This is a genomic window from Bacillus cereus group sp. MYBK30-2 (assembly GCF_051915945.1).
Taxonomy (GTDB): domain Bacteria; phylum Bacillota; class Bacilli; order Bacillales; family Bacillaceae_G; genus Bacillus_A; species Bacillus_A paramycoides.
Genome location: NZ_JBQAFR010000001.1, coordinates 693,868 through 717,211 on the forward strand (window position 1 = coordinate 693,868; position 23,344 = coordinate 717,211).

Below are 23,344 nucleotides of genomic sequence, written 5' to 3' on the forward strand. Positions count from 1 at the left end.
GTCTTGCCCCCTTACTTAGACTCAGCAGCTGAGCCCATATGAGCAAGCACACCTAAAATGTCTTGATAGAAATTTTCTCGTGTTCCTTGACGCTTTAACTCTTTATATAGAAGACCATCTTGAATAAATAAAATACGCTCACAATAACTCGCACTAAACGCATCATGTGTAACCATTAAAATACTTACATTGTGATTTTCATGTAAATCTTGCATTGCCTCTAATAAACTTTTTGCATTTTTACTATCAAGTGCGCCGGTCGGTTCATCTGCTAATACAATTGCTGGATTATGTACTAAAGCACGTGCTGCCGCTGTTCTTTGCTTTTGCCCTCCAGAAACAGCGGTCGGATATTTTGTTAATATTTCAGTAATCCCTAATTTCTTTGCAACCTCATTTACTTTTCCAGTAATCTCACTTGACGGTACGCCTTGCAGAGAAAGTGGTAAAGCGATATTTTCATAAATTGATAAGTTTTCTAGTAAGTTAAAATCTTGAAAGATAAACCCTAATTTTTGAGAGCGAAAATCCGATAATGCATTACCCTTCATAGAAGTAATATTTGTGCCAGCTATTGTAACGCTACCACCTGTCGCTTGATCAAGTGTACTAATCACATTAAGTAATGTCGTTTTTCCAGATCCAGAAGGACCCATAATCCCGACAAATTCTCCTTCTTTAATACTTAACGATACACCCCTTAACGCTTTTGACTGATTCTCATTCCTTTTTCCATACGTTTTTTCTACACTTTCTACAGTAACTACATTTGTTGACATCTCTTTCACTCCATCCCTTTTGTATAATATTAATTTCTCATATATTTCTTATCTTTTTCTCATGTAAATCCTTAAGAATTTTTTAATTTTTCAAACACAAAGAGATACATAAGTAGCATGAACCTTTTCCTACTTCATCTTCTCACTTTTCTAAAACTCGTTCATTCGATTTCTCTTACATTTACCTTACATTTTTGTAAGGTAAACAAGAAAACACACCACTTTATAATGGTGTGTTTTCTTATCAACTCTATTTTCTATTTTTTATTTCCTTTTTCATACTTTCCACAAATACATCTAGTGCAACAATTTCTGACTTCTCCTCACCATATTTTCTCACATTTACAGCTTTGTTTTCTATTTCCTTATCCCCAATAACAAGAACATAAGGAACTTTTTGCATTTGCGCTTCTCTTATTTTATATCCTAATTTTTCTTCTCGCATATCTCGTTCAACACGAATACCAGCTTGAGCTAATTTATCTGCAACCTCATTTGCATATTGTACATGGACTGCATTTGAAACTGGAATTACTTTCACCTGAACTGGTGCCACCCATGCCGGGAACGCGCCTCCAAAGTGCTCAATTAATATTGCTAAAAAGCGGTCTAAAGATCCTAAAACTGCTCGATGAATGACAACTGGTCTTCTCTTTTCATTATTCTCATCAATATAATTTAAATCAAATTTCTCTGGCATTTGGAAATCTAATTGGACTGTTCCGCATTGATGACTTCTATTTAAAGCATCTTTAATATGGAAATCAATTTTCGGTCCGTAAAATGCACCGTCACCTTCATTTAGTCTATATTTATAATTTAATGATTGTAATACATTTTCTAATGCTGCTTCTGCTTGCTCCCATAATTTATCGTCTCCCATTGAATCTTCTGGACGAGTAGAAAGCTCTACTTCATATTCGAACCCAAAAGTTTTGTAGACGTAATCAATTTGCGCCAGAACTGATTTAATTTCATCTTCAATTTGTTCTGGTGTTACAAATAAATGAGCATCATCTTGGCAGAAAGTACGAACTCTTAATAATCCGTTTAAAGCGCCACTAAATTCATGTCGATGTACTTGACCGAACTCACACATGCGTATCGGTAATTCACGATAAGAATGCAATTTATTTTTAAACATAAGCATATGCCCTGGGCAGTTCATCGGTTTTAATGCAAAACTTTTATGATCAACCTCTGAGAAATACATATTGTCTTTGTAATGTCCCCAGTGCCCTGACTTCTCCCATAATTCTTGGTTCATCATAAAGGGAGTACGCACTTCTTGGTAATCATACTCTTTTTGAATTTCTCTTAGAAACGATTCTAACTCATTTCGAATAATCTGCCCTTTCGGTAAATAAAACGGCATTCCCGGAGCCTCTTCAGAAAACATAAACAATTCAAGTTCACTACCTAATTTTCGATGATTTCTCTTCGCAGCCTCCTCAACAAAATGCAAATACTCTTCTAATTCTTTTTGAGAAGCAAATGCAACACCATATATACGTTGAAGCACTTGATTGTTACTATCCCCTCGCCAATATGCACCTGAAACGTGAGTTAATTGGAATGCTTTCAAATAACCTGTAGATGGTAAATGTGGTCCTCTACATAAATCTACAAATTCACCTTGTTTATATAGTGTTACACTTTCCTCATTAGGAATTGCTTCTAAAAGCTCTAATTTCAAGTGATCGTTCATTTCTTGAAATAATTTTTTTGCTTCTTCTCGAGAGACCTCAACTCGTTCTATCTTTACATTTTCATTTATAATATTTTTCATTTCTTTTTCGATTTTCAGTAAATCTTCTACGTTTACACTACTTGGAAGATCCATATCATAATAAAATCCATTTTCAATAACAGGCCCTACTCCAAGGTTTACATTACCATAAATTCTTTTTACAGCTTGCGCTAATATATGTGCCGCAGAGTGTCTTGAAATTTTCACCCCTTCATCTGAATCCATAGTAATGATTTCAACTTTCGCATTTTCTTCAATGTTTCGACGTAAATCAAAAGGCTTTTCATTAACTTTTCCTGCGACTGCTTTCTTTTTTAAACTACTGCTAATCGAGCCTGCAATTTCTTCTAAAGTAATTCCTTTCACAAATTCTTTAACACTACCATCTGGAAATTTAATTTCAATCATCTGTTCTTTCATTTTTCATCTCTCCATTTCATAATAAAAAGCACACTCATCCCTAAAATAGGGACGAGCGTGCTTATACCCGTGGTTCCACCCAGATTCCCATCACAAATTGTAACGGCTTCTTTTACGGTAACGTCGCTTACACGGCACTAGATACTTGATTTCCCCAGTGCAGCTCTAAGGTGGTAAGTTATTTTTCTGCGTTAGGAAGTTCTCAGCTTTCCTTCCTTCTCTGTATAACCGATTAAAATAACTCGTGTCCTTTTCTTTGCTTTTAAAAGTACATCCATTAATTGTTATTTAATATATCTTATTCATTTTATTTTTGCAAGTGTTAAATAATATTATTTATTTAACTTAAAAAAGTGACACCAAAAAAATTTTGGTGTCACTTCTCAATTTTACCAATCTTGTGGTTCGTAATTTAAGTCTGAAAATAGGCGTTTTTTCTCTTTTTTCGTTAAATCTCTCCACTGTCCAACTGGTAAATTATTCAACTCTATATTCATAATTCTCGTACGTTTTAACGTGTATACTTGATAACCTAAAGCTTCACACATACGGCGAATTTGACGATTCAGCCCTTGTGTTAAAATAATTTTGAACTCATATTTTGATAACTGTGTGATCTCACAAGGAAGCGTTTTTGTTCCTAAAATTTTAACACCCGCTGCCATTTTCTCTAAAAACTCAGGTGTAATCGGCTTATCTACTGAAACGATATATTCTTTCTCATGTTTGTTTTCAGCACGTAAAATTTCATTAACAATATCACCATCATTCGTCAACAAAATTAAACCGTCTGAGTCTTTATCAAGACGTCCAATGTGACTAATTCGTAAAGGATGATTCACTAAATCGATAATATTACCTTTTACTGCTTTTTCACTTGTACATGTAATACCTACTGGTTTATTTAAAGCGATATACACATGGTCTCGAGCAATACGAAGTTGCTCTCCATTTACTCGTACATCATCACCTGGATTTACTTGGTCTCCAATTTTTGCAACCTTACCGTTAATAATTACTCTTCTCTCATTAATTAACTTATCTGCTCCACGTCGAGACGCTTTTCCAGCTTCACTAATAAATTTATTGATACGCAAGTTAGGCACATCCTTTTCATAAAAAATTTCAAGCTCACACTGCTTCTACCGTACAATACAAAAGGGTAAGCCTCCTATTTTAACTTAAATATATTAACATGAAAGGGTATATGACGTCTTCTATTAATTTCTTGTTTATAAGAAAATATCTTTATTATACATTCATTTATGCACTTTTTGCGCACTTAATATACAAGCCATTCTTCCTTACAAACCACTTGTTTTCCTTTTATCTCTTCTATATCTTCATGAGTGTTAGCTAATTTATATAACTCAGGAAAAATCTCTTCCACATAATTTTGATGCGCCATTTCATTTTTCCAATAAGTTAGCACTATGTAACGATTTTCATTTTTTAAAGACTTTCCAACTACTCCACCTAACATTCCATTTGCATTTTCCGTTCCTTTATTCCAAATTGTTTCTTGTATAAATGAAAAATGCTTCTCTTTCCCTTCTTTCACATCACAAATTGCAACTCTTACAAATGATCCTTGTATAATTACATCTTTCAAAGGCGTTTCTGTTATATCATACAACGTTTGAAACATCTCAATATTACAGGAAATATATGTACCTTCTTGATTACTATTTAGAAAAATTGTATCATGAGCATCATTCATGAACGATTGATATGCATTTCTATCTTCCCATAAAGTATATACACACGCCTCATCTTCATTCCACCCACCAAATTGTCCATGAAATCCATCTAAATGCTGCAAATCACGCCATTTTTCTTGCGCCTCCGAAAACATTTCCCTTTTCTCTTCTTCCACCTTGCAAAATATTGTTTTTAGTAACATTTCTAATCCCCCTTATGATACGATCCATTTCCCACTTGCAATACTTTCTACTTTTCCACCTACACGAACATTAGTTTTACTCTCTACTACTTCAGCTTGTATATGTATTAAAGAAGGCCTATTTATCTCATATCCTTGTTCAACACGCATATTTATTTTTTCTGTTCCAAAATAACGATATTTTAGAAGATACGCTGCTAAACAACCGTTCGAACTTCCAGTTGCTGCATCTTCTGGTATACCATAATAATCTGCAAAATCACGAACATTAAGATTATTTATTTCCTCATACGTTTCAGAAGTAAATACCATGATGCCTTTCGCCGCTAGATTCTCTATTAAATGAAAATACTTTTCTTTGTTTATATTTACTTCTTTTACTGCTGCTAACGATTTTAATGGCACAACAATTACAGGTAAACCAGTTGATACCTCTTGAACTGGATAACGACAGTCTATATTAGAAACATTAATATTTAATACGTTAGCTATAATATCCTTATCAATTTCCGATCCAAAATTAGGTTCATTTTGATTCATCCATAACACACCGTTGTCATTATGAAATATGACTTCGGCAGAGCCACCTTGAAAATGTAATATCACACTTTTCATTGTAGTAAGTTGAAGAATTTCTTTTCGTAATACAAATGCTGTTCCTAAAGCTGGATGGCCGGCATAAGGAATTTCTTCATTAGGTGTAAAAATACGTACATCATACCCATTATCTCTTCTCTTGCCAGATATGATAAAAGCTGTTTCTGCAAAATTCATTTCTTTTGCTATTGACTGCATTTCCTCACTAGAAATTTGATGACCATCCATAAATACTGCAAGTTGATTTCCTGTATACTTACCTTGTGAGAAGACATCTACAATATAAAAATCCAAATCCCTCGCCTCTCTTCTTTACTTAAATACCTTTTGTTTACATAATAAAATTATGAATCATTAAAATCGTATATTATTCAAATAATCCTCCGCTCTTTCTATTAACCAATCACCAAACGTATCTAAAAACGATAAAATTTCTTCTATATCTTTTATAGGCTCAATTACATATTGTAATGCCTCCCTCATATTCTTTTCTTGCTCGGGAAAATGTTTACTAAATAACTTATATGCTGGATATAAGTCCCTGGAATAAAGCCCTTCTCTATCAATTGTTAATGCTAGACCTACTCTGACTACTATCTTCATAATCCAGCGACAGCAATCCTCTATATCATCTACGTCCTTATTATGAATTAACTCTTCGTGTGCTTGTTCAATTTGTTTCCGTAAATGAATGAGATGTTCATACGCTATCTCCTGACTTACTTTATATTTAGGTAAATATGCTTTTACGTCTTTACCAAATATACATACACTATGTGTCTGGATCATAAAGCCTACAAAAGAAAAAAACTCTGAATTTGTTACTTCTTTTTCACTATAAAAACTTAACTCCACTCCTGAAATACAATTAAACTGCTTTGCAATTTGGACTTCTAACTTCTTTCTCCAGCTTAGGTTTATTGCTTTAGGGTCCTTTCGAACTAATATAATCATATCTATGTCTGCAATCCCTTCTATTCCAATCCCTCTTGGAATAGAACCCCTAATATAAACACTATGCAAATCATCCCGCAACAATTGACAACAAGTATCCTTTATTTCTTGTATTACCTCCAAAAACACAGGCTGAATTTTATCAACATGTGCATCATTTATAATAAATCCTTCAACATCCACAGGACAAAAATGCCCTATTTTTTTTATTCTTGGCAATTTATCAACTCATTCCCCTTCAAAATATTGTTTTACTCCACATATAACATATATTATAATTCGAATAATTCAGAATTAAAAACAAAAAAATAGGACGTAAACACTCCTATAGGGTCGTTTACGTCCTATCTCTTTTATCACCATTCATTTTTCAAATAAATAATAACTACTCCGTTCCGAATCATGTGATATTATTAAAACTTCATTATCCTGGTAAATATGTATTACTGATATTAGTACTAGAAAATCTTAAGCTACATTTACACATATGGAAGTACAGCGAAAAACAAGATAAATTAAAGATGTGCGAGTTGTACACTGACAAATTTGTTAGTATTCGTAGAAGTCCGCCACTTCAAGTGTAGATAAGTAACAGATAGTTCAAGATACTACTTTTATATTGATAATCTACATAAAATCAGCATCTTTCAAATTATTCCGCATATCTTTCCATATGCTGTCTATATAACTTCCACCCATCCATTTCTTTCTTAAAAACTTCCATCGCTAAAACTGATGCTACTTTTTTATCCTGCAAATAAAAATCTACAATAGCAGATAATATCAGTTCGTTCTCCATTCTTAAACTATGTGTTAAATCTTTATATTTCCAATAAGGTTTTTGTCCTTCATAACTTTTTAATGTTTCAATATTATCTTCTTTATATGTATCGCCTCGGTATACCTCATAGTCTCTATCACTGTAATACCCAAAGTAACCATTGAACTACTCACCACTTAACATCCTCACGGACTGTTTGAAGTGGGAGATTCCTAAGTACAGAAACCTAACGGTTTCTAATTCATTAGGCTATCCCCGTAGTTCCTACGGTTAAGAGACGAATTGCTTCGTTTCTAAGATTGAGCGCTGCATTTCGATCTCTATCGTGATGTGCGCCACAAGAAGGGCAATCCCACTCACGAATTGTTAGATTTTTAACGTCTTTGTTTTTGTATTCACAATTGGAACATAATTGACTAGAAGCAAATGTTTTAGATACCATAACAACTTGCTTGCCATACCATTTTGCTTTATATTCCAACATAGTCCGAAATTGTGACCAAGACACTTCACTAATCGCTTTTGCAAGCTTTCTATTTTTGAGCATGTTACTGACTTGTAAGTCTTCCATACCGATAACATCGTGGTTTTTGATGATTTCAGTAGAAAGTTTATGTAAGTAATCAGCTCTTGCATTTGCAATATGTTCATGGATTCGTGCAACTTTCACACGTTGGTTATTCCAGTTCGAAGAACCTTTTGTTCTTCTAGAAAGGATACGCTGTGCTTTCGCTAACTTTTCTTCTAATGTACGGAAGAATTTAGGGTTCTTGTATATTGTGCCATCAGAAAGAATGGCAAAATCTTTTAATCCGACATCGATTCCACAAGTGGATTCAGTTTTAGGTATTTCTTGTACGTTTGTTTCAACAAGGATAGATACAAAGTATTTACCACTTGGGTTACGACGAATCGTTGCATGCAAGATACGCCCTTCTACTTCACGACTTTTAGCAAAGCGAATAAGGCCAAGTTTCGGTAATTTTATTGCGTTGCCTACAATTCCAATATTTCCGTTTGTTTGCTTAGTTGTGTAGGATTGAACTGTATTCTTTTTAGACTTGAATCGTGGCATATCATTCTGTTTCTTGAAAAAACGTGAAAAAGCATCTGCGAGGTTTTTTAATGTGGATTGAAGAGCGATACTATCTACTTCTTTTAACCAAATCGTATCCTGTTGCTTCTTTAATTGAGTAAGCTTGGCAGAGCAAGAGAGATAGGTTAACCCTTTTCCAGCTTCTTTATAAGTATCATTCCAAAGGGCAAGGAAATGGTTAAATACAAAGCGACTGCAACCGATCGTTTTAGCAATTAATATTCCTTGTTTCTTATTCGGGTAGATACGAAATTTATATGCTTTTTTTACTAACATAGGTTGCACCTCACTTTTTCATAGTATATCTACAGTATACAAAAAAACGTAGGCTTACGCCTACTGACATTCATCTCCCACCTAAAATTGGTGTTTCACACCTTCACATTTTTGAGGAAGGAGTCTTCTGTCAGAAAACGATAAAATCATCTGATACCCAACTATTTATTTTCTCAATGTTACCAGCATTTAAATCTTTACGATATTCCTCAACCGCACGTATGGCTTCGTTCTTCATAGAATATATCCCCTTATATTTTCTTATACCATTTTTGTATTCTCTTCTATAAAACAAAACACCTTCTTATTATAGATTGAACTTAAATTTTCAATGTTTTTCTAAATACAAATAGCCATAAACAACTTAGTAAAACCGCATTGTCTATGGCTCATTCCATTTACTTTTCAAATAAGTAATAGGTAATTTCTCCTGGATAATGTAATACAGTTACTATCCGATCCCCTTTTTTAAAACTAACAGTATGCCCGTTTTCCCCTAAGTTCTCCCATCCACTTGCCTTCGTAATAGGCATTACACTTATATATTTATAATTCTCTTCGTTATCATCGTTAATATGTATTGCAGACATTGGTACTGGAAAATCTTCAATTATTGATTCTTTGTTCATATATATGAGCGCAAATAAACCAACTAATAAAATGACCATTGCAATACTCGAAGCTCGTCTTTTTCTTTTCGTTTCCACTTTAAATCCCCTTTTTTCACATATTATCTTTATCATTTTACTACTTTTAACAACATTATTGTTATATATTATAATTATGAGTTTTTATAATTTGGAGGCGTTACACCTTGAAGAAATTACTTTTTAACAAATGGTTGCTTTTTGTTTCTATTGCTATTATTGTCGGTACTATTGTCTACACAACTAAAAATCAAAAAAGCAATGAAAAAGTAACTGTAGAAACCGTTGATACAACAACTTTCCGGACTACATTGCAACCTAAAATTAATGAATTGACTACTAATTATAATACTGTAATTGAAAAAGATTGGTTGCCCGCTTGGGAAGAGATTAATACTTACGGAGATTCAGTAGACAAAAATAAACTATTAGTTACAATGAATGCTATTTCCAAACAATATGAAGTAATAATTAAAGAAATAGACAGTATAAAAACTGAGGAAAACATAACAGATGCACATATACAAGAACAACTAATTTATTTCACAACTGAATTTAAAGCTGCATCGAATTTCATGAAAAATGCAGCGGGTTTGATCATAGATGGATACAATAACTCTACTCCGGTCAATGAAACAATTGAAAATACTAAACATGCTTTAGGGCTTGCTGATCAACATATTGTCATTGCATTATCTACATTAAATGAAATAGAAGATAAATTAGGGATATCAAAAAAATAAGTTTGTTTACTATTTTAAAATAAAAAATGATTGCAATTCACTTATTGTGTATCTATAATGTGTTTATTGATTATATATACTTATAATCAATGCATTTAGTTATTAATTTTATAATTCGGATGAACCATTCAGGAGAAGGTCTATTGATCTACCGACGGGGCAAAAAGTTGCTGAACCAACTTTGAAACTCTCAGGTCTTGGTTACAAGTAGAACTGCATGGGGACGAATCTCTGGAGAGACTCCCTCTCGCTTTTGTATAGCGCGGAGGAAAACGAGCACCGAAGGAGCAAATCCGCTACATTAGCGGATAATCTCTCAGGTAAAAGGACAGAGACAAGCGAAAGAAAATGCCGATTTGTATCGGTTTATTTTTCTATCCCTTGTTTCTCCAGAGACCATTTCATTTACTTGAAGTGGTTTTTATTTTTTCTAAAAAAGGAGAATAAAGATGGAGACAGTAAGTAAAGTATTAGAACAAATTAATCAGTATGTGTGGGGATTACCGACTTTGTTATTACTCGTTGGTACGGGTATCATTCTCACAATGCGTTTAAAAGGTTTACAGTTTAGTAAACTATTATACGCTCACAAACTAGCATTTAAAAAATCAGAAGATACATCATCTTCTGGAGATATTAGTCACTTTCAAGCGCTCATGACAGCTATGGCCGCAACGATTGGTATGGGAAATATAGCCGGTGTAGCAACTGCTGTTACAATCGGTGGACCCGGCGCAATCTTTTGGATGTGGATTACCGCTTTATTTGGAATGGCAACAAAGTATGCCGAAGCAATCCTTGCGGTGAAATACCGTGTTAGTAATGAAAATGGTGAATACTCCGGTGGACCAATGTATTATTTAGAACGTGGTTTAGGCAAAAAATGGCTAGCTGTTTTATTCGCTATATTCGGTACAACTGCTTCTTTCGGTATCGGTAATATGGTTCAATCTAATTCAGTTGCAGAGGCAATGCGAATCAACTTCTCTTTCCCTCCTGCATTAACTGGTATACTCATGTCATTCTTAATCGCTATCGTTATTTTAGGCGGTGTAAAAAAGATCGGTAAAGTTACTGGATATATCGTTCCTATTAAAGCTTTCTTTTATATAATCGCTGGCCTTATTATTATCTTTTATCACTTTGATCAAATCCCAGAAGCATTTTCACTTATTTTTTCTGGTGCATTTCAAGGGACAGCGGCGGCTGGTGGTTTTATCGGAGCAACTGTTGCATCTGCAATTCAAATAGGAATGGCGCGCGGAGTATTTGCTAACGAGGCTGGTTTAGGTAGTGCACCAATTGCTGCTGCGGCTGCAAAAACAGATTCCCCAGCAAAACAAGCTTTAGTTTCTATGACTGGTACCTTTCTAGATACATTTATTGTATGTACAATTACAGGACTTGTATTAATTACAACAGGTGCGTGGAAATCAGGTAAAACTGGCGTTGAAGCTACAACATTAGCATTCCAATCCGTATTCGGCACTGCTGGTAGTATGATTCTCGGTATCGCCATTATATTATTCGCCTACTCTACTATTTTAGGTTGGTCGTATTACGGTGAAAAGTGTGTAGCTTATTTATTCGGACAAGGTGCTGTACGATATTATAAAGCAATCTTTATCGTTATGATTGCTATTGGTGCTAATTTAAAATTAGGTGTTGTATGGACTTTTGCAGATATTGCGAATGGACTTATGGCGATTCCAAACTTAATTGGTCTAATTGGATTAAGTGGTATCGTTGTCGCTGAAACCAATCGCTTTTTACAAGCAGAGAAATTGAAGGAATTTAATAAAAAACGTGCAAGTTAATTTATTTCTACAAGGAATGGCTCATAAAGTGAGATCATTCCTTTTTCTTGTTATGCCCCTCTTTATTGTATAAAATATATCGTTTGCTTCTGAACTGATTCTCTATCAGCTTTTGCAATCCCTATTTCTTCAATTAAACGCTTGCTTATAGCTTTATATTTTACATATGTTTCAAATTCCTTTTCAAATGGAAATGGCTTAACTCGAATTGTTTGTTTATCTGTCCATTCAGCAATTAAACGCTTATCATTATTTTCATTGAACATTTCTGTTCCCTCAAAACCCTCTTTAAATAAATCAATTTCATCTTCCTTTTTTACACCTGGCCTATTCATACATGTATATAAAGATAATTCATCACAAAACTTTAATAGTCTATAATGTTTATCAAACATAACATGTTGTTTTTTTGTTAGCATTTTCAAAATTCTTTTTTGTCGATCCAATTCTTGTTTATAAAAAGACATCATCACTTCATCTTCCTCATTTAGTGGAAATGACAAAAAGTGTTTACTACAAAGCAACGCCCCGTATGGATTTGAAGCCTCAATTTCATTCAAACCGATTGTATAGAACACAAAACGTAATGAACTTGGACAATCCATAAATGTATATGGAATATTTTTTTCGTCATTCAAAATCGGAACTTTATCTAGTCCAATCCATCCTCTATCATGTTCATAAATCGCATTTATACTTTCTTTTAAATATAGCTTTTCTTCAAAGAAGTCATCTTTCACATAGCTTGCAATTTCTCCAGCTAAAAATCCATGATCATGTTGGCGAATTAATATCATCTCTTTCTCATTCTTCTCACGAAAAATCATAGATATACTCTCCCCCTCAACCTCATTTAAAAACTTTTTGTATACATCAATTCATAATAAATTCCCTTATAATTGCAGGGATTCAATTTCTTTCAACGAAATTAAGATAAATATAGGATTCAGCATTTTTTCTATTAGTGAAACTTATTCCTTTCTTTCTATTTATTATACTAAAACTTTCATTCAAAAAATTTTATTATGAGGTGAAAAAATGAACAAAACAGAACTAATTAAAAACGTAGCACAGTCAGCTGATATTTCTCAAAAGGAAGCTTCTGCAGCTGTTCAATCTGTATTTGATGCCATTACAAATGCACTACAATCAGGTGATAAAGTTCAACTTATCGGATTTGGAACATTTGAAGTACGTGAAAGATCTGCTCGTACAGGGCGTAATCCACAAACTGGAGAAGAAATTCAAATTGCTGCTGGAAAGGTACCAGCATTTAAAGCAGGAAAAGAGTTAAAAGAAGCTGTCAAATAAACAAGACACCAGCCTATAAAATGGCTGGTGTCTTGCTTATTTCTTATTTAAGCAATTCCTTTATATTCTCTGCATGATACACTTCACAAATATAAAATATACATTTGCAGTTACTTACAATTTGATATTTTCTAGTTGGATAAACATTCGCCGCAACAGAACATCCATCAAACAATTCGATAATATTTCCAGATGGTTGATACCCTTCATATAATACGTTTCTTCTTACTTCCATCTTTTCTATAAGCTTTTCAACTGGAATATTTCCACTCTCTAATTCACTCTTTATTGTATCCGGTAAAAACGAAGTGTCCACAAAAATTAGATTTTCAGATAACACCTTACCTTTATAACTAACATTAGACACGCGATAAAGAAATGTTCCGTTTTTATCAAAGAAATTCTTTGCTTCTTTCGGAATGTACTGTCTGTCAAGTACCTCTTGTTCGAGAACATCAAACTGAACTGTATCATTCAAAAGCTTTTCCAAAGCAATAATAGATGATGTAACTCCAGAAAATAAAATATTTTTAATTGCTTGTACATTATAAGTTAATTCATTTTTTCTATTTTCCGCTACTAACATGAGGAACACCTCTTCTATAAGATATTTTATTAAACTTATTTATAATTTAAAAGCGATACCGCGTCTAATTGCATAATTTCAGTCACTTCTTTACTGAATATTGCGATTGCAGCCATATAATCTACACATGGCCTTACATCTTCGATTATTGTATTTTCTACTAACTCTTGCTTATCCTTAAAAACTAACAATTTTGGAGGATCACTTGGAGCTGATACTGTAATATGTACTGTTGGAATCAATAGTCCTTCACCTGTCGCTTTCAGCACTGCTTCTTTTCGAGTCCAATATGTTAAAAATCCTTCTAGTCGCTGTTCATCAGGTAATTTCATAACTTGTGCTATTTCAATGTCTGTTAATACGCCCTCTGCCATTTTCATAACATCTACATTTGGATTCATTTGTTCAACATCAACGCCAACAGGTGCAGATTTTGTAAATGCAACGACAACCCACTCACCTGAATGTGAAACTGATAATTGCGGCATACCTTCTGGTAATTGCGGTCTACCATGTTGCAACTTACATACCGGACACATTCGATCAATCGGTACTTGAACTGGCAACATGGAAAGTATCTTTCCGAGTACTAATCTACTAATTACGCACCCTATTATAAAACGTGCACGATCTGCCGAATGATGATATGAATTTGCTTTCTCTCGCTCTACATCATTTAGTAAATTGTAGTGCCATGATTGTAAATCTGAAATTCTTGCCCACCAAATTTGACAACCATTCTCATTTAGAGTTGGTACAGAATCTACACCTTTACTCTCTATCATGTAAACTCTCTCCTTTTAAATACCAATATAGCTTTATTTTAAAAGAGTATTAGCGTGCTGCAACTCATTTATTTACAACTTCTTTCTCTTCTTGTAATACAGATAACGGCTTTTTATTCTTCTTTGACATTACCTCTTTATCGGAAATACGTAAAGAAAATAGTAATGCTATGAGTAAAAATATTGCTGATCCAATTAATGCCGCTTGATATGGCAAGAAATCTGATTGAGCATTATTCTGTACATTATTACTTCCAAAACCAGATAGTATACTAGCTAAAACAGCAACTCCTATAGCAGATCCTAATCGGTTTTGCACATTGAATATAGTAGTTGCTCTTCCCATAGAAGGTGGTGCGATATTGTTAAAAACAGAAAATTGAACTGCACCGACAGACTGACCTAAGAAAATGCCTATGCCAAACAATAATGCCCGTATTTGCCATGGATTCGTATCGTGATTTACAAAACTTAATAAAACAAATATAACCGCGGTACATATTAATCCAATAGAGATTACCTTTCGGGCTCCTAATTTCTTATAAGACCATGGCACAATCTGTGAAGAAATCATTAATCCAATCGCCTCCGGGAATGTCGTAAGACCTGATTCTAGCGCGGAAACTCCTATCACATTTTGATACATAAGTGGAAAAATAAACAACATTCCTAGTAACCCAGCTGATGAAAACAATGAAATAAGACTCATTTTTCTAAAGACCGGTTCTTTTAATAAGCGTAAATCTAACATCGGTTGCTTTACTCTAAGTTCTACAATTATAAACAATGTAATGAATATAGTCCCAGCTATCCCGGTACTCATAATTTCTGGAGAAATCCAACCTTTTGATGGCCCTTGACTAAGTGCATAGATGAGCATCGCAAACCCTGGTGCCGAAAGAACAAAACCGATAGAATCAAAGCGACCAGCTGATTTTTCAACATGCTCTGTTAAAAATAGAAGACCAAATAGTAATGCAACGATACCAAACGGTAGATTAATATAAAATGCCCAACGCCAAGACATCTGCTCTACAAAGAAACCGCCAATAATTGGTCCTATCGCTGGTGCCACGGCAATTGGAAGTACAATAAATCGAGAAATTTTGGGTCTTTCCTCTGGTGAAAATGTTCGAAATAACATCGCCATCCCGACTGGTGTTAAAAGTCCTCCACCAGCACCTTGAATGATACGAAAAATATTTAATGAAGTAATATCATTTGCAATTCCACATAATGCAGATGCAATTGTAAATACAAAAAGAGCAGTTAGAAATACTCTTTTTGTACCAAAGCGATCTCCTAACCAACCGGAAATCGGAAGGAAAATAGCTAAGCTAACTAAATAACCAACATTTACCGTTCCCATTGCAAAGGGAGGTACTTGTAGTTCTTTACTTATCGTTTGCAGTGCTACATTCACAATTGTTGCATCCATTGCAGCCATAAACATCGCTGTTATATAAACGATACTTACAACTACTTTTGGATCTATCTTTGTTTTCATTATCGTTTTCCTACTAATGTTTTTTCGCTAACTTGATTACTTTTTGGACTCAAATCTTTCCAGTTAAATTCAACATATTCCAAGCAAACCTGCCTACTAGCTTCTTCATGTACGACATTCCAGCCAATAGGTACATCGAGAAAGACAGGCCAGAGTGAGTACTGGCCCTCCTCATTTTTTAATACTTTATATTTGTAATTATCATTTTCAAACGGATTCGTCATACTCTACTTACCCCTTTCTTTTTCTGCAAATATTTCGCTAGCACTTGCCCAATTTCTGTAAGCGGGCCTGGCTGACATAAATCTTTATGTCTACAATTAATGTCATGCTGCACGATTTCCCCGTCTAAATAATTTAGCCACGTATTTGGAGAAATAGGATCAAACCAGTCTGGTATAACAGTAGATCTAAAGAATAAAATATCCCCGTTGTAAACTTTCGGTACGTATTTCCCTAACAACCCTACCGAATTCACATATGTTTCTTTCAAGTTCAAAATAGTCTCTTCTTCAAGACTCGCTAACGCACTTCCATCATTACGAAGTATTTCAACCGCACTTTCCATGGTAAGTGGTTTACCATCCATGTTATCTGGATCATATCCACCTAAAGCAAGTAATGCGATTAACGCTTCTTCTTCAGTAGGTGCTTCCGTATTCGGTAAGAAGTGACCAGGATAAGAATCAAGCATAACGAGTAATTCTACTTCTTCCCCTTCATTTTGAAGTTGCGCCGCTATTGCATGAACAACATTTCCTCCAAGCGACCAGCCTAGTAAACGATATGGTCCGTGAGGCTGTACTTCACGAACGTGTTTCAAATAATCCGCCGCCATCTCCTCTAAGCTTTTTGGAAGTTCTTCATTTTTAGCGATCCCACGTGCTTGTACACCATAGATTGGATAATCTGTTCCTAAAGATTTCATAAGTCCTGCATAACACCAACTTAATCCACCTGCTGGATGTACACAAAATAGTGGTAATTGGTCTCCGCTTGCTCGTAATGGAAGCAACACATCAAGTGCACTTTGACCATTCCCCATTTCAAGTCTTTCAGCAAGCCCTGCAACAGTAGGTGCTGCAAATAAAGTTCCAATATTCAGTTCAACTCCAAGTGCCTCTTTAATGCGACTCATAAGCTGCACTGCAAGAAGTGAATGACCACCAAGATCAAAGAATCCGTCATCAATTCCAATTTGAGGCACACTTAAAACTTCTGTAAACAAGTCACATAACATTTCTTCTTGTGGTGTTCTTGGTCCGCGACTAGAAGATGATGCAATAAATTTTGGAACAGGCAATGCCTTTCTATCTAATTTACCGTTTGGAGTTAAGGGTAACTCATTTACTACTACAAAAGCGTACGGAACCATATAATCTGGCAAACTACCTCCAGTATGCTGACGCATTTCATTCGTATCAATCGTTTCATTATTTGATGCGACGATATAAGAAACTAATCGTTTATCCCCTGGCTGATCTTCCCGTACAATAACAGCTACTTGTTCAACTTGAGGATGTTTCATTATAACCGCTTCTATTTCCCCTAATTCAATTCGGAATCCACGAATTTTAATTTGATGATCTGCACGTCCTATATAATCTAACGTACCATCTTGACGCCAACGTGCTAAGTCTCCTGTTCGATACATTCTTGTACCTGACTTACCAAATGGATCTGCGATAAAACGTTCAGCCGTTAATCCGAATCTTCCTAAATACCCACGGGCTAGTCCAGCACCTGCAACATACATTTCTCCAACTACCCCTGGTGGCACTGGTTGTAAATAGTTATCTAGTACGTATACTTTAAGATCCGGTATACTGCATCCAATTAAACTATTTGCTCGTAAAGAGACAATAGTTTCATCTAACTCAATATAGCTAACATGTACCGTCGTCTCTGTAATACCGTACATATTAATAAGCTTCGGTGAGTTATGAGGATGACGACTATACCAATCTTCTAATCGACTCAGTTCAAGAGCTTCTCCTCCAAAAACAACATATCGTAAAGATAGTTTTTGACCGATTTCTTCATGTTCGCGATCCGCTTGCATCAATTGATAAAAAGCAGATGGTGTTTGGTTTAAAACAGTGACCTTTTCCTTAACAAGGAGCTGTAAAAATTCTTTCGGCGAACGACTAACAGCGTGCGGTACTACAACAAGGCGTCCCCCGTATAATAAAGGTCCCCAAATTTCCCAAACTGAAAAATCAAAAGCATATGAATGGAACATTGTCCACACATCTTCCGAATCAAATTGGAACCAATGATCTGTTGCCCCTAAAAGTCTTACTACATTTTGATGTGGTATCATAACCCCTTTCGGTCTACCTGTTGAGCCTGACGTATAAATAACATACGCAATATGTGAAGGAGATAAAGGCTTAATGCGCTCCATTTCATCAATATTGTCTTCACTATATTTCTCTATTTCTCCTATTACTTTCACATCATCAACTAAAATCTTTAGTTCCTCATCACATTCAATTTCCACATCTGAATTTGTTAAAACACATGATGGTTTCGCATCGTGTAGCATAAATGAAATACGATCTGACGGATAATCCGGATCTAACGGAAGGTATCCGGCACCAGCTTTAAGAACAGCTAGTAAGCTCACAACCATATTTAAAGATCTCGGCATCGCTAAAGCAACGAGTTGATCAGGACCGACCCCTTTTGCTATTAACAAACGAGCTATTTTATTCGCTTTTCTATTTAACTCTTTATAAGTTAACTTTTCATTTTCAAAGACGACAGCAATAGAATTTGGACTTACATGAGTTTGCTTTTCAAATAATTGTGGCAATGTCATTTCAGGTACAATTTGAAAACCACCATTCCACTTTTCTAAAACTGTATTTCGCTCTGCTAAAGTTAAAATTTCTAATCTGCCAATTGATTGATCCGGGTGATTCGCTGCGTCATCTAGTAGCAGAATGAATCGTTCTACTAATTTTTGAACCGTTTCACGTTTGTATAAATCAGTACTAAACTCCAACAAACCTTGTAAGCCGTTTGGAATACCATCAACTCCGGTACTCTCACTAATTTCAAATGTTAAATCAAATTTTGCAGAGCCAACGCTTTGAATTTCAAGGGTCGCTTCTAAATCTAGTACATCAAACGTTGCTTCTGGCGTATTTTGGAAAGCTAACATAACTTGAAACAGTGGATGACTATTTCGAGTACGTACTGGATTTAACACTTCAACGAGTCGTTCGAATGGAACATCTTGATTTTCATAAGCTGCAAGGTTTACCTGCTTCACTCTATTCAATAATTCTTTAAAGCTTGGATCTCCTGATGTATTCGTACGTAACACTAATGTATTTACAAATAAACCAACTATATTTGATAGCGCATCATCATTTCTTCCGGCAATTGGACTTCCGATTGGTATATCAGTACCAGCACCTAATCGTGTAAACAGCGCACTTAGTCCTGCTTGCAACACCATAAACAAACTAATTCCATTTTTACGAGCGAGCCCTACTAACCTACTATGCATATCTTCATTTATATGAAAATGAATTGTTTCCCCGCGATAACTCGTTTCAATTGGACGCTGAAAATCTGTAGGTAACTCCATTTGATCTGGCAAACCTTTTAGCTCTTCTTTCCAAAAATTTAATTGTGTTGAAATAAGACTCTCTGGTGTAGTTTCATCACCTAGTAGTTGCTGTTGCCAAAGTGAATAATCTGCGTATTGAACTGGAAGTGTTTCTAGTTGGACACTATCACCTTTACACCTTGCTTTATAAGCTGCTGTAAAATCTCTCGTTAACGGTTGTAATGACCATCCATCTCCAACAATATGATGCAAAAGAATTAGTAATACGTGTTCGTTTTCACTCACTTTAAAAAGTTGTAAACGAACTGCTGGCTCAACATCGAGGTTAAAGCTATATCTTACCGCCTCTGAAAGCACACTTTCTAATTCATCTTTACATGTTTTTGTTATAATCATTTCTAGATTTAAGTTTTCCATCTCTAAAACTTTCTGATATGAACTACCTAATACGTTAGGGAAAATTGTTCTAAGTGTTTCATGTTTCTTCACTACATCATAAAAGGCACCTTGTAAAGCTTCTTCGTTCAATTTTCCAGACATACGAATGACTAACGGAATATTATAAGTAGGACTTGGACCTTCTAAACAATTTAAGAACCATAACCTGCGCTGTGCAAATGAAAGCGGAACTTCACTTGGTCTACTTCCTTTCTTAATAGCTGGTCTTGCATTTTTTGCACGATCCAATTGTCTCGCTAATTCAGCAACAGTTGGTGATTCAAATAGTTTTCCGATTCCTAATTCCACACTTAACGTTTCACGAATTCTTACCATTAAACGAGATGCAAGAAGCGAATGGCCACCCATTTCAAAGAAATTATCATCAATGCTAATATGCGAAACACCAAGTACCTCTGCAAATAAATCACATAGTATTTCTTCTTTCGGGTTTCGTGCAACTCTCTCATTGTTCATTCCATTAAAATCTGGAGCAGGTAATTTCTTTCTATCAACCTTACCATTTGGTGTTAATGGTAATTCTTCTAGCACAACAAATGCCGATGGCACCATATAATTCGCTAAACTTTCTGAAACATAAGAACGAATTTCTGAAAGACTAATCGTTTCCTTCTCTTCGGCAACGATATACGCAATGATTCGTTTATCATTTGGGCGATCTTCTCGTACCATTACTACCGCTTGTTGAACATTTTCATGTCGTTGTAATACCGTTTCAATTTCAGCTAATTCAATTCGGAAACCACGAATTTTAATTTGATGATCTGCGCGACTCATGTACTCTAACACACCATCGTTACGCCATTTTACAAGATCACCTGTGCGGTACATACGTGCTCCCGGTTTTCCATAAAGATTTGCAACAAACCGTTCAGCCGTTAACTCAGGTTTTCCTAAATATCCGTTCGCAAGCCCTTTCCCTGCAATATATAATTCACCGACAACTTCAGGTGGAACTGGTTGTAACCCTGCATCCAATACATACACTTCTGTATTCCAAATTGGCTTTCCAATAGGAGGTATACCATTTTCACTTTCATCAATATTCATGAAAGTAGACCAAATAGTCGTCTCAGTTGGTCCATATAAGTTAGTTATAGAGCAACCTAATTCTTTTAATTTATTTGCTAAATGTGCTGGAAAAGCTTCACCACCAACGAGCACGTTTAGTCCTTGTAGCCTCTCTGGATATTCAGTTACTAACGCCTGCCACAACGTCGGTGTAGCTTGCATAATTGTCGCTCTTTCTTCTTGTAAAAGTGTCGTTAACGCAGCAGGTTCTTGGATTACCTCTTTTTGAGCAATTGTTATACTTGCACCACTAATGAGAGGTAAATAAATTTCTAGAGCAGAAATATCAAACGCAAACGTTGTAACTGCTAATAAATGATCGTTTTCATTTAATGAAAACATATCTTGCATAGCTAATAAGAAGTTACTTAAACCTTTCATAGGAACAATTACACCTTTTGGATTTCCTGTTGATCCTGAAGTGTAAATTGTATAAGCTGGGTTTAGAAGTGATCCATCATTCTTAAATGGTATATTCATATGAGAATATGTTTTTAACGCTAGTTTTGTTTCTTCGCTATCGAATACTATTTTTTTAATATCATTTTCTATAACGAAAGCGGATGAAACAGCTGAATGTGTTATGATACAAACTGGTTTTGCATCATTTACTATATAATGAATTCGCTCGACTGGGTATTCTGGATCTATTGGTAAATATGCTGCACCAGCCTTTAGAACAGCTAGCATACTAACTACCATTTCTATTGATCTTGGAAATACTAAAGCTACAAACTGATTTGGTCGTATTCCTTCTTCTACTAAATAGTGTGCTAGTTCATTCGCTCTTTCATTTAGCTCTTTATACGTAAGTTTTATTCCGTTACAAGTAACCGCTATTTTATTTGGATTTTTTTGTACTTGTTTTTCAAATAATATAGGTAAAGTGATTAGCTCTTCAGTTTTCTTTGTTTCATTCCATTCCAATAAAATTTTATGACTTTCTTCAGGAAGAGTAATGTTTATTTTTCCAATCGACTCGTCTTTTTGATAATTATTTATCACTAATTCTAATAAATTCATAAATCTTTCTTTATGCAATGCTAGTTCCGTGACACTATATACTTCCGGATTCGCATCAAAATGAATCATTAACTCATTTTCATCGAAGCGTTTATATACATTTATCGATAAATCATCGACAGGTCCTGCTGATAAGTTATGTGTAACACCACGATTTCCAGCAAAGTTAAGCCCGTAATCAAAAGGCATAACATTCACTAACGGCCCAAACAACCTTTGATTTTCACCTAGTAACTTTAAGTCTCTTCTTAATTCCTCATGACGATATTTATGATGACGACGTACGTCTCGAATTTCTTTAGATACTTGCTGTATTAATTCCGCAAGAGTTATATTTGGAGTTACAGTGAGACAAAGTGGAACTAAATTCATTACCATACTTGGAGTGTGAATGGATACAGAACCTAGACGCCCCATCATCGGTAAACCTAAAACAATATCAGTGGAACCTGTTAATTTATGCATATAAATACTTGTTACAGCGACAACAAATTCCGGCCAGCTCGTTAACGAAATATTTATATCTTCTAGTAAAGTTTTCGTACTGGAACTAGATAAATAAGCCGTTTCTCGTAAAAATCCATTTGAAGTTCTCGGTGCTCGTTCTGCCAAACTTACGACTTCCGGTTCATCTGCAAACTTTTCTAGCCAAAAAGTATGATCTTCCTGAAACTGTTTAGACCCTCGATACTCATTATCTTCTTCTACAATTTTCGTTAGAGAACCATATGGCTTTTCATTCTCTTGTCTATCATCTATAAGTGATGTATATACTTTGGCTACCTTTTGGCTAAGAAGTGAAAAGCCATAGCCATCCATCACAATGTGATGGATGCGCTGATACCAAAAGAAACGATTATTTTCAATTTGAATAAGTGCTTCAGTATATAATTTATCTTCTGTTAAATCCACGGGCATAGATAAATCATTTTTCATCCATACCTTAGCAGCTTCTTCAGGATTTTTTTCTTTACGAACGTCAATAAAATGCATATGAAACTTTGACGATCCCTCAATAACTTGCCATGGGCCGATTTCATCCTCTTCGAAACGAACATGAAGTGCTTCTGCTTCCGTTACAACTTTACGTACAGCTAATTCGAAAATTTCTTGATTAATCGTTCCGTTTATTTCTACATATTCCCCAGTATTATAAATCGGATTAAGTGGATCTAATTGCTGCGCAAACCACATACCAGACTGCGCAGATGATAACGAATGACGAATCTTTTGACTGTTAGGCATTCTTTACTACC

Annotated in this window: 18 protein-coding genes, 1 riboswitch and 1 other annotated feature; of the genes, 3 read left to right on the forward strand and 15 right to left on the reverse strand. The window is 35.0% G+C overall.

Translation table 11 applies throughout. The annotated features are described in order from the left end of the window. Window positions 1-11: 11 nt before the first annotated feature. The 9 genes from ACTFQM_RS03650 to ACTFQM_RS03690 form a co-directional block, all read right to left on the reverse strand. A complete protein-coding gene (locus ACTFQM_RS03650; RefSeq protein WP_000106429.1) occupies window positions 12-779 on the reverse strand; it encodes an ABC transporter ATP-binding protein in 768 nt (255 codons plus the stop codon). Window positions 780-1,029: 250 nt separating this feature from the next. Further along, a complete protein-coding gene (gene thrS / locus ACTFQM_RS03655; RefSeq protein WP_440033486.1) occupies window positions 1,030-2,949 on the reverse strand; it encodes a threonine--tRNA ligase in 1,920 nt (639 codons plus the stop codon). A 44-nt stretch (window positions 2,950-2,993) separates the two neighbouring features. Then, window positions 2,994-3,215 (reverse strand) — a binding site (T-box leader). Between the two features lie 123 nt (window positions 3,216-3,338). Continuing rightward, window positions 3,339-4,046 carry a 23S rRNA pseudouridine(2604) synthase RluF gene (gene rluF / locus ACTFQM_RS03660; RefSeq protein WP_025150719.1) on the reverse strand — a complete coding sequence of 236 codons (708 nt, stop codon included), beginning with the start codon at window positions 4,044-4,046 and terminating at the stop codon, window positions 3,339-3,341. 185 nt (window positions 4,047-4,231) lie between these two features. Next, a complete protein-coding gene (locus ACTFQM_RS03665; protein ID WP_440033487.1) occupies window positions 4,232-4,852 on the reverse strand; it encodes a DUF4937 domain-containing protein in 621 nt (206 codons plus the stop codon). Window positions 4,853-4,864: 12 nt separating this feature from the next. Further along, window positions 4,865-5,743: a PhzF family phenazine biosynthesis protein gene (locus ACTFQM_RS03670; RefSeq protein WP_440033488.1), complete on the reverse strand. Its 879-nt coding sequence runs from the start codon at window positions 5,741-5,743 to the stop codon at window positions 4,865-4,867. 60 nt (window positions 5,744-5,803) lie between these two features. Further along, the gene (locus ACTFQM_RS03675) at window positions 5,804-6,622 is read right to left on the reverse strand and encodes a nucleotidyltransferase (protein WP_440033489.1); all 819 of its coding nucleotides are present in this window, start codon (window positions 6,620-6,622) and stop codon (window positions 5,804-5,806) included. A 433-nt stretch (window positions 6,623-7,055) separates the two neighbouring features. Then, window positions 7,056-7,202 (reverse strand): hypothetical protein, encoded by a 147-nt coding sequence (locus ACTFQM_RS03680; protein ID WP_440033490.1) that lies wholly within the window; start codon window positions 7,200-7,202, stop codon window positions 7,056-7,058. Between the two features lie 226 nt (window positions 7,203-7,428). After that, window positions 7,429-8,556, reverse strand: a complete 1,128-nt coding sequence (gene tnpB / locus ACTFQM_RS03685; RefSeq protein ID WP_440034379.1) for an IS200/IS605 family element RNA-guided endonuclease TnpB — start codon at window positions 8,554-8,556, stop codon at window positions 7,429-7,431. Window positions 8,557-8,954: 398 nt separating this feature from the next. Continuing rightward, window positions 8,955-9,299 (reverse strand): hypothetical protein, encoded by a 345-nt coding sequence (locus ACTFQM_RS03690; RefSeq protein ID WP_142322863.1) that lies wholly within the window; start codon window positions 9,297-9,299, stop codon window positions 8,955-8,957. A gap of 71 nt (window positions 9,300-9,370) precedes the next feature. Here ACTFQM_RS03690 and ACTFQM_RS03695 point away from each other — a divergent pair, with 71 nt between their 5' ends. Continuing rightward, the gene (locus tag ACTFQM_RS03695; RefSeq protein ID WP_328064750.1) at window positions 9,371-9,946 is read left to right on the forward strand and encodes a hypothetical protein; all 576 of its coding nucleotides are present in this window, start codon (window positions 9,371-9,373) and stop codon (window positions 9,944-9,946) included. Between the two features lie 221 nt (window positions 9,947-10,167). Continuing rightward, a riboswitch (glycine riboswitch) is annotated at window positions 10,168-10,288 on the forward strand. 107 nt (window positions 10,289-10,395) lie between these two features. Then, window positions 10,396-11,763, forward strand: a complete 1,368-nt coding sequence (locus ACTFQM_RS03700) for an alanine/glycine:cation symporter family protein (RefSeq protein ID WP_025150724.1) — start codon at window positions 10,396-10,398, stop codon at window positions 11,761-11,763. Between the two features lie 62 nt (window positions 11,764-11,825). Here the strand turns inward: ACTFQM_RS03700 and ACTFQM_RS03705 are convergent, their stop codons facing one another. Then, entirely contained in the window at window positions 11,826-12,590 is a 765-nt protein-coding gene (locus ACTFQM_RS03705) for a DUF3891 family protein (protein ID WP_440033492.1), read from the reverse strand. 211 nt (window positions 12,591-12,801) lie between these two features. Between ACTFQM_RS03705 and ACTFQM_RS03710 the strand changes: the two genes are divergently transcribed. After that, window positions 12,802-13,074 carry an HU family DNA-binding protein gene (locus tag ACTFQM_RS03710; RefSeq protein ID WP_002171895.1) on the forward strand — a complete coding sequence of 91 codons (273 nt, stop codon included), beginning with the start codon at window positions 12,802-12,804 and terminating at the stop codon, window positions 13,072-13,074. A gap of 43 nt (window positions 13,075-13,117) precedes the next feature. On the opposite strand, the gene ACTFQM_RS03715 is transcribed toward ACTFQM_RS03710, so the two are convergent. The 5 genes from ACTFQM_RS03715 to ACTFQM_RS03735 all read right to left on the reverse strand — a co-directional run bounded on the left by ACTFQM_RS03715 (window position 13,118) and on the right by ACTFQM_RS03735 (window position 23,333). Beyond that, entirely contained in the window at window positions 13,118-13,660 is a 543-nt protein-coding gene (locus ACTFQM_RS03715) for a cold-shock protein (protein WP_429700047.1), read from the reverse strand. A 35-nt stretch (window positions 13,661-13,695) separates the two neighbouring features. Further along, window positions 13,696-14,445, reverse strand: a complete 750-nt coding sequence (gene sfp, locus ACTFQM_RS03720) for a 4'-phosphopantetheinyl transferase Sfp (protein ID WP_400559830.1) — start codon at window positions 14,443-14,445, stop codon at window positions 13,696-13,698. Window positions 14,446-14,509: 64 nt separating this feature from the next. Beyond that, a complete protein-coding gene (locus tag ACTFQM_RS03725; RefSeq protein ID WP_440033493.1) occupies window positions 14,510-15,952 on the reverse strand; it encodes an MDR family MFS transporter in 1,443 nt (480 codons plus the stop codon). After that, window positions 15,952-16,176, reverse strand: coding sequence for an MbtH family protein (locus tag ACTFQM_RS03730; RefSeq protein ID WP_002171891.1), 225 nt, complete (start codon window positions 16,174-16,176; stop codon window positions 15,952-15,954). The genes ACTFQM_RS03725 and ACTFQM_RS03730 overlap by 1 nt, the downstream gene beginning before the upstream one ends. Continuing rightward, window positions 16,173-23,333, reverse strand: coding sequence for an amino acid adenylation domain-containing protein (locus ACTFQM_RS03735; RefSeq protein WP_440033494.1), 7,161 nt, complete (start codon window positions 23,331-23,333; stop codon window positions 16,173-16,175). Before ACTFQM_RS03735 ends, ACTFQM_RS03730 begins: the two co-directional genes overlap by 4 nt. Window positions 23,334-23,344 lie beyond the last annotated feature (11 nt).

Excerpts from the sequence above, each read along its gene's own strand:
- thrS (WP_440033486.1), bottom strand. The coding sequence starts at position 2,949 with ATGAAAGAACAGATGATTGAAATTAAATTTCCAGATGGTAGTGTTAAA.
- tnpB (WP_440034379.1), bottom strand. The coding sequence starts at position 8,556 with ATGTTAGTAAAAAAAGCATATAAATTTCGTATCTACCCGAATAAGAAA.
- ACTFQM_RS03665 (WP_440033487.1), bottom strand. The coding sequence starts at position 4,852 with ATGTTACTAAAAACAATATTTTGCAAGGTGGAAGAAGAGAAAAGGGAA.
- ACTFQM_RS03710 (WP_002171895.1), top strand. The coding sequence starts at position 12,802 with ATGAACAAAACAGAACTAATTAAAAACGTAGCACAGTCAGCTGATATT.
- ACTFQM_RS03680 (WP_440033490.1), bottom strand. The coding sequence starts at position 7,202 with ATGGAGAACGAACTGATATTATCTGCTATTGTAGATTTTTATTTGCAG.
- ACTFQM_RS03715 (WP_429700047.1), bottom strand. The coding sequence starts at position 13,660 with ATGTTAGTAGCGGAAAATAGAAAAAATGAATTAACTTATAATGTACAA.
- ACTFQM_RS03725 (WP_440033493.1), bottom strand. The coding sequence starts at position 15,952 with ATGAAAACAAAGATAGATCCAAAAGTAGTTGTAAGTATCGTTTATATA.
- ACTFQM_RS03700 (WP_025150724.1), top strand. The coding sequence starts at position 10,396 with ATGGAGACAGTAAGTAAAGTATTAGAACAAATTAATCAGTATGTGTGG.
- ACTFQM_RS03705 (WP_440033492.1), bottom strand. The coding sequence starts at position 12,590 with ATGATTTTTCGTGAGAAGAATGAGAAAGAGATGATATTAATTCGCCAA.
- sfp (WP_400559830.1), bottom strand. The coding sequence starts at position 14,445 with ATGATAGAGAGTAAAGGTGTAGATTCTGTACCAACTCTAAATGAGAAT.
- ACTFQM_RS03735 (WP_440033494.1), bottom strand. The coding sequence starts at position 23,333 with ATGCCTAACAGTCAAAAGATTCGTCATTCGTTATCATCTGCGCAGTCT.
- ACTFQM_RS03690 (WP_142322863.1), bottom strand. The coding sequence starts at position 9,299 with ATGATAAAGATAATATGTGAAAAAAGGGGATTTAAAGTGGAAACGAAA.
- ACTFQM_RS03650 (WP_000106429.1), bottom strand. The coding sequence starts at position 779 with ATGTCAACAAATGTAGTTACTGTAGAAAGTGTAGAAAAAACGTATGGA.
- ACTFQM_RS03730 (WP_002171891.1), bottom strand. The coding sequence starts at position 16,176 with ATGACGAATCCGTTTGAAAATGATAATTACAAATATAAAGTATTAAAA.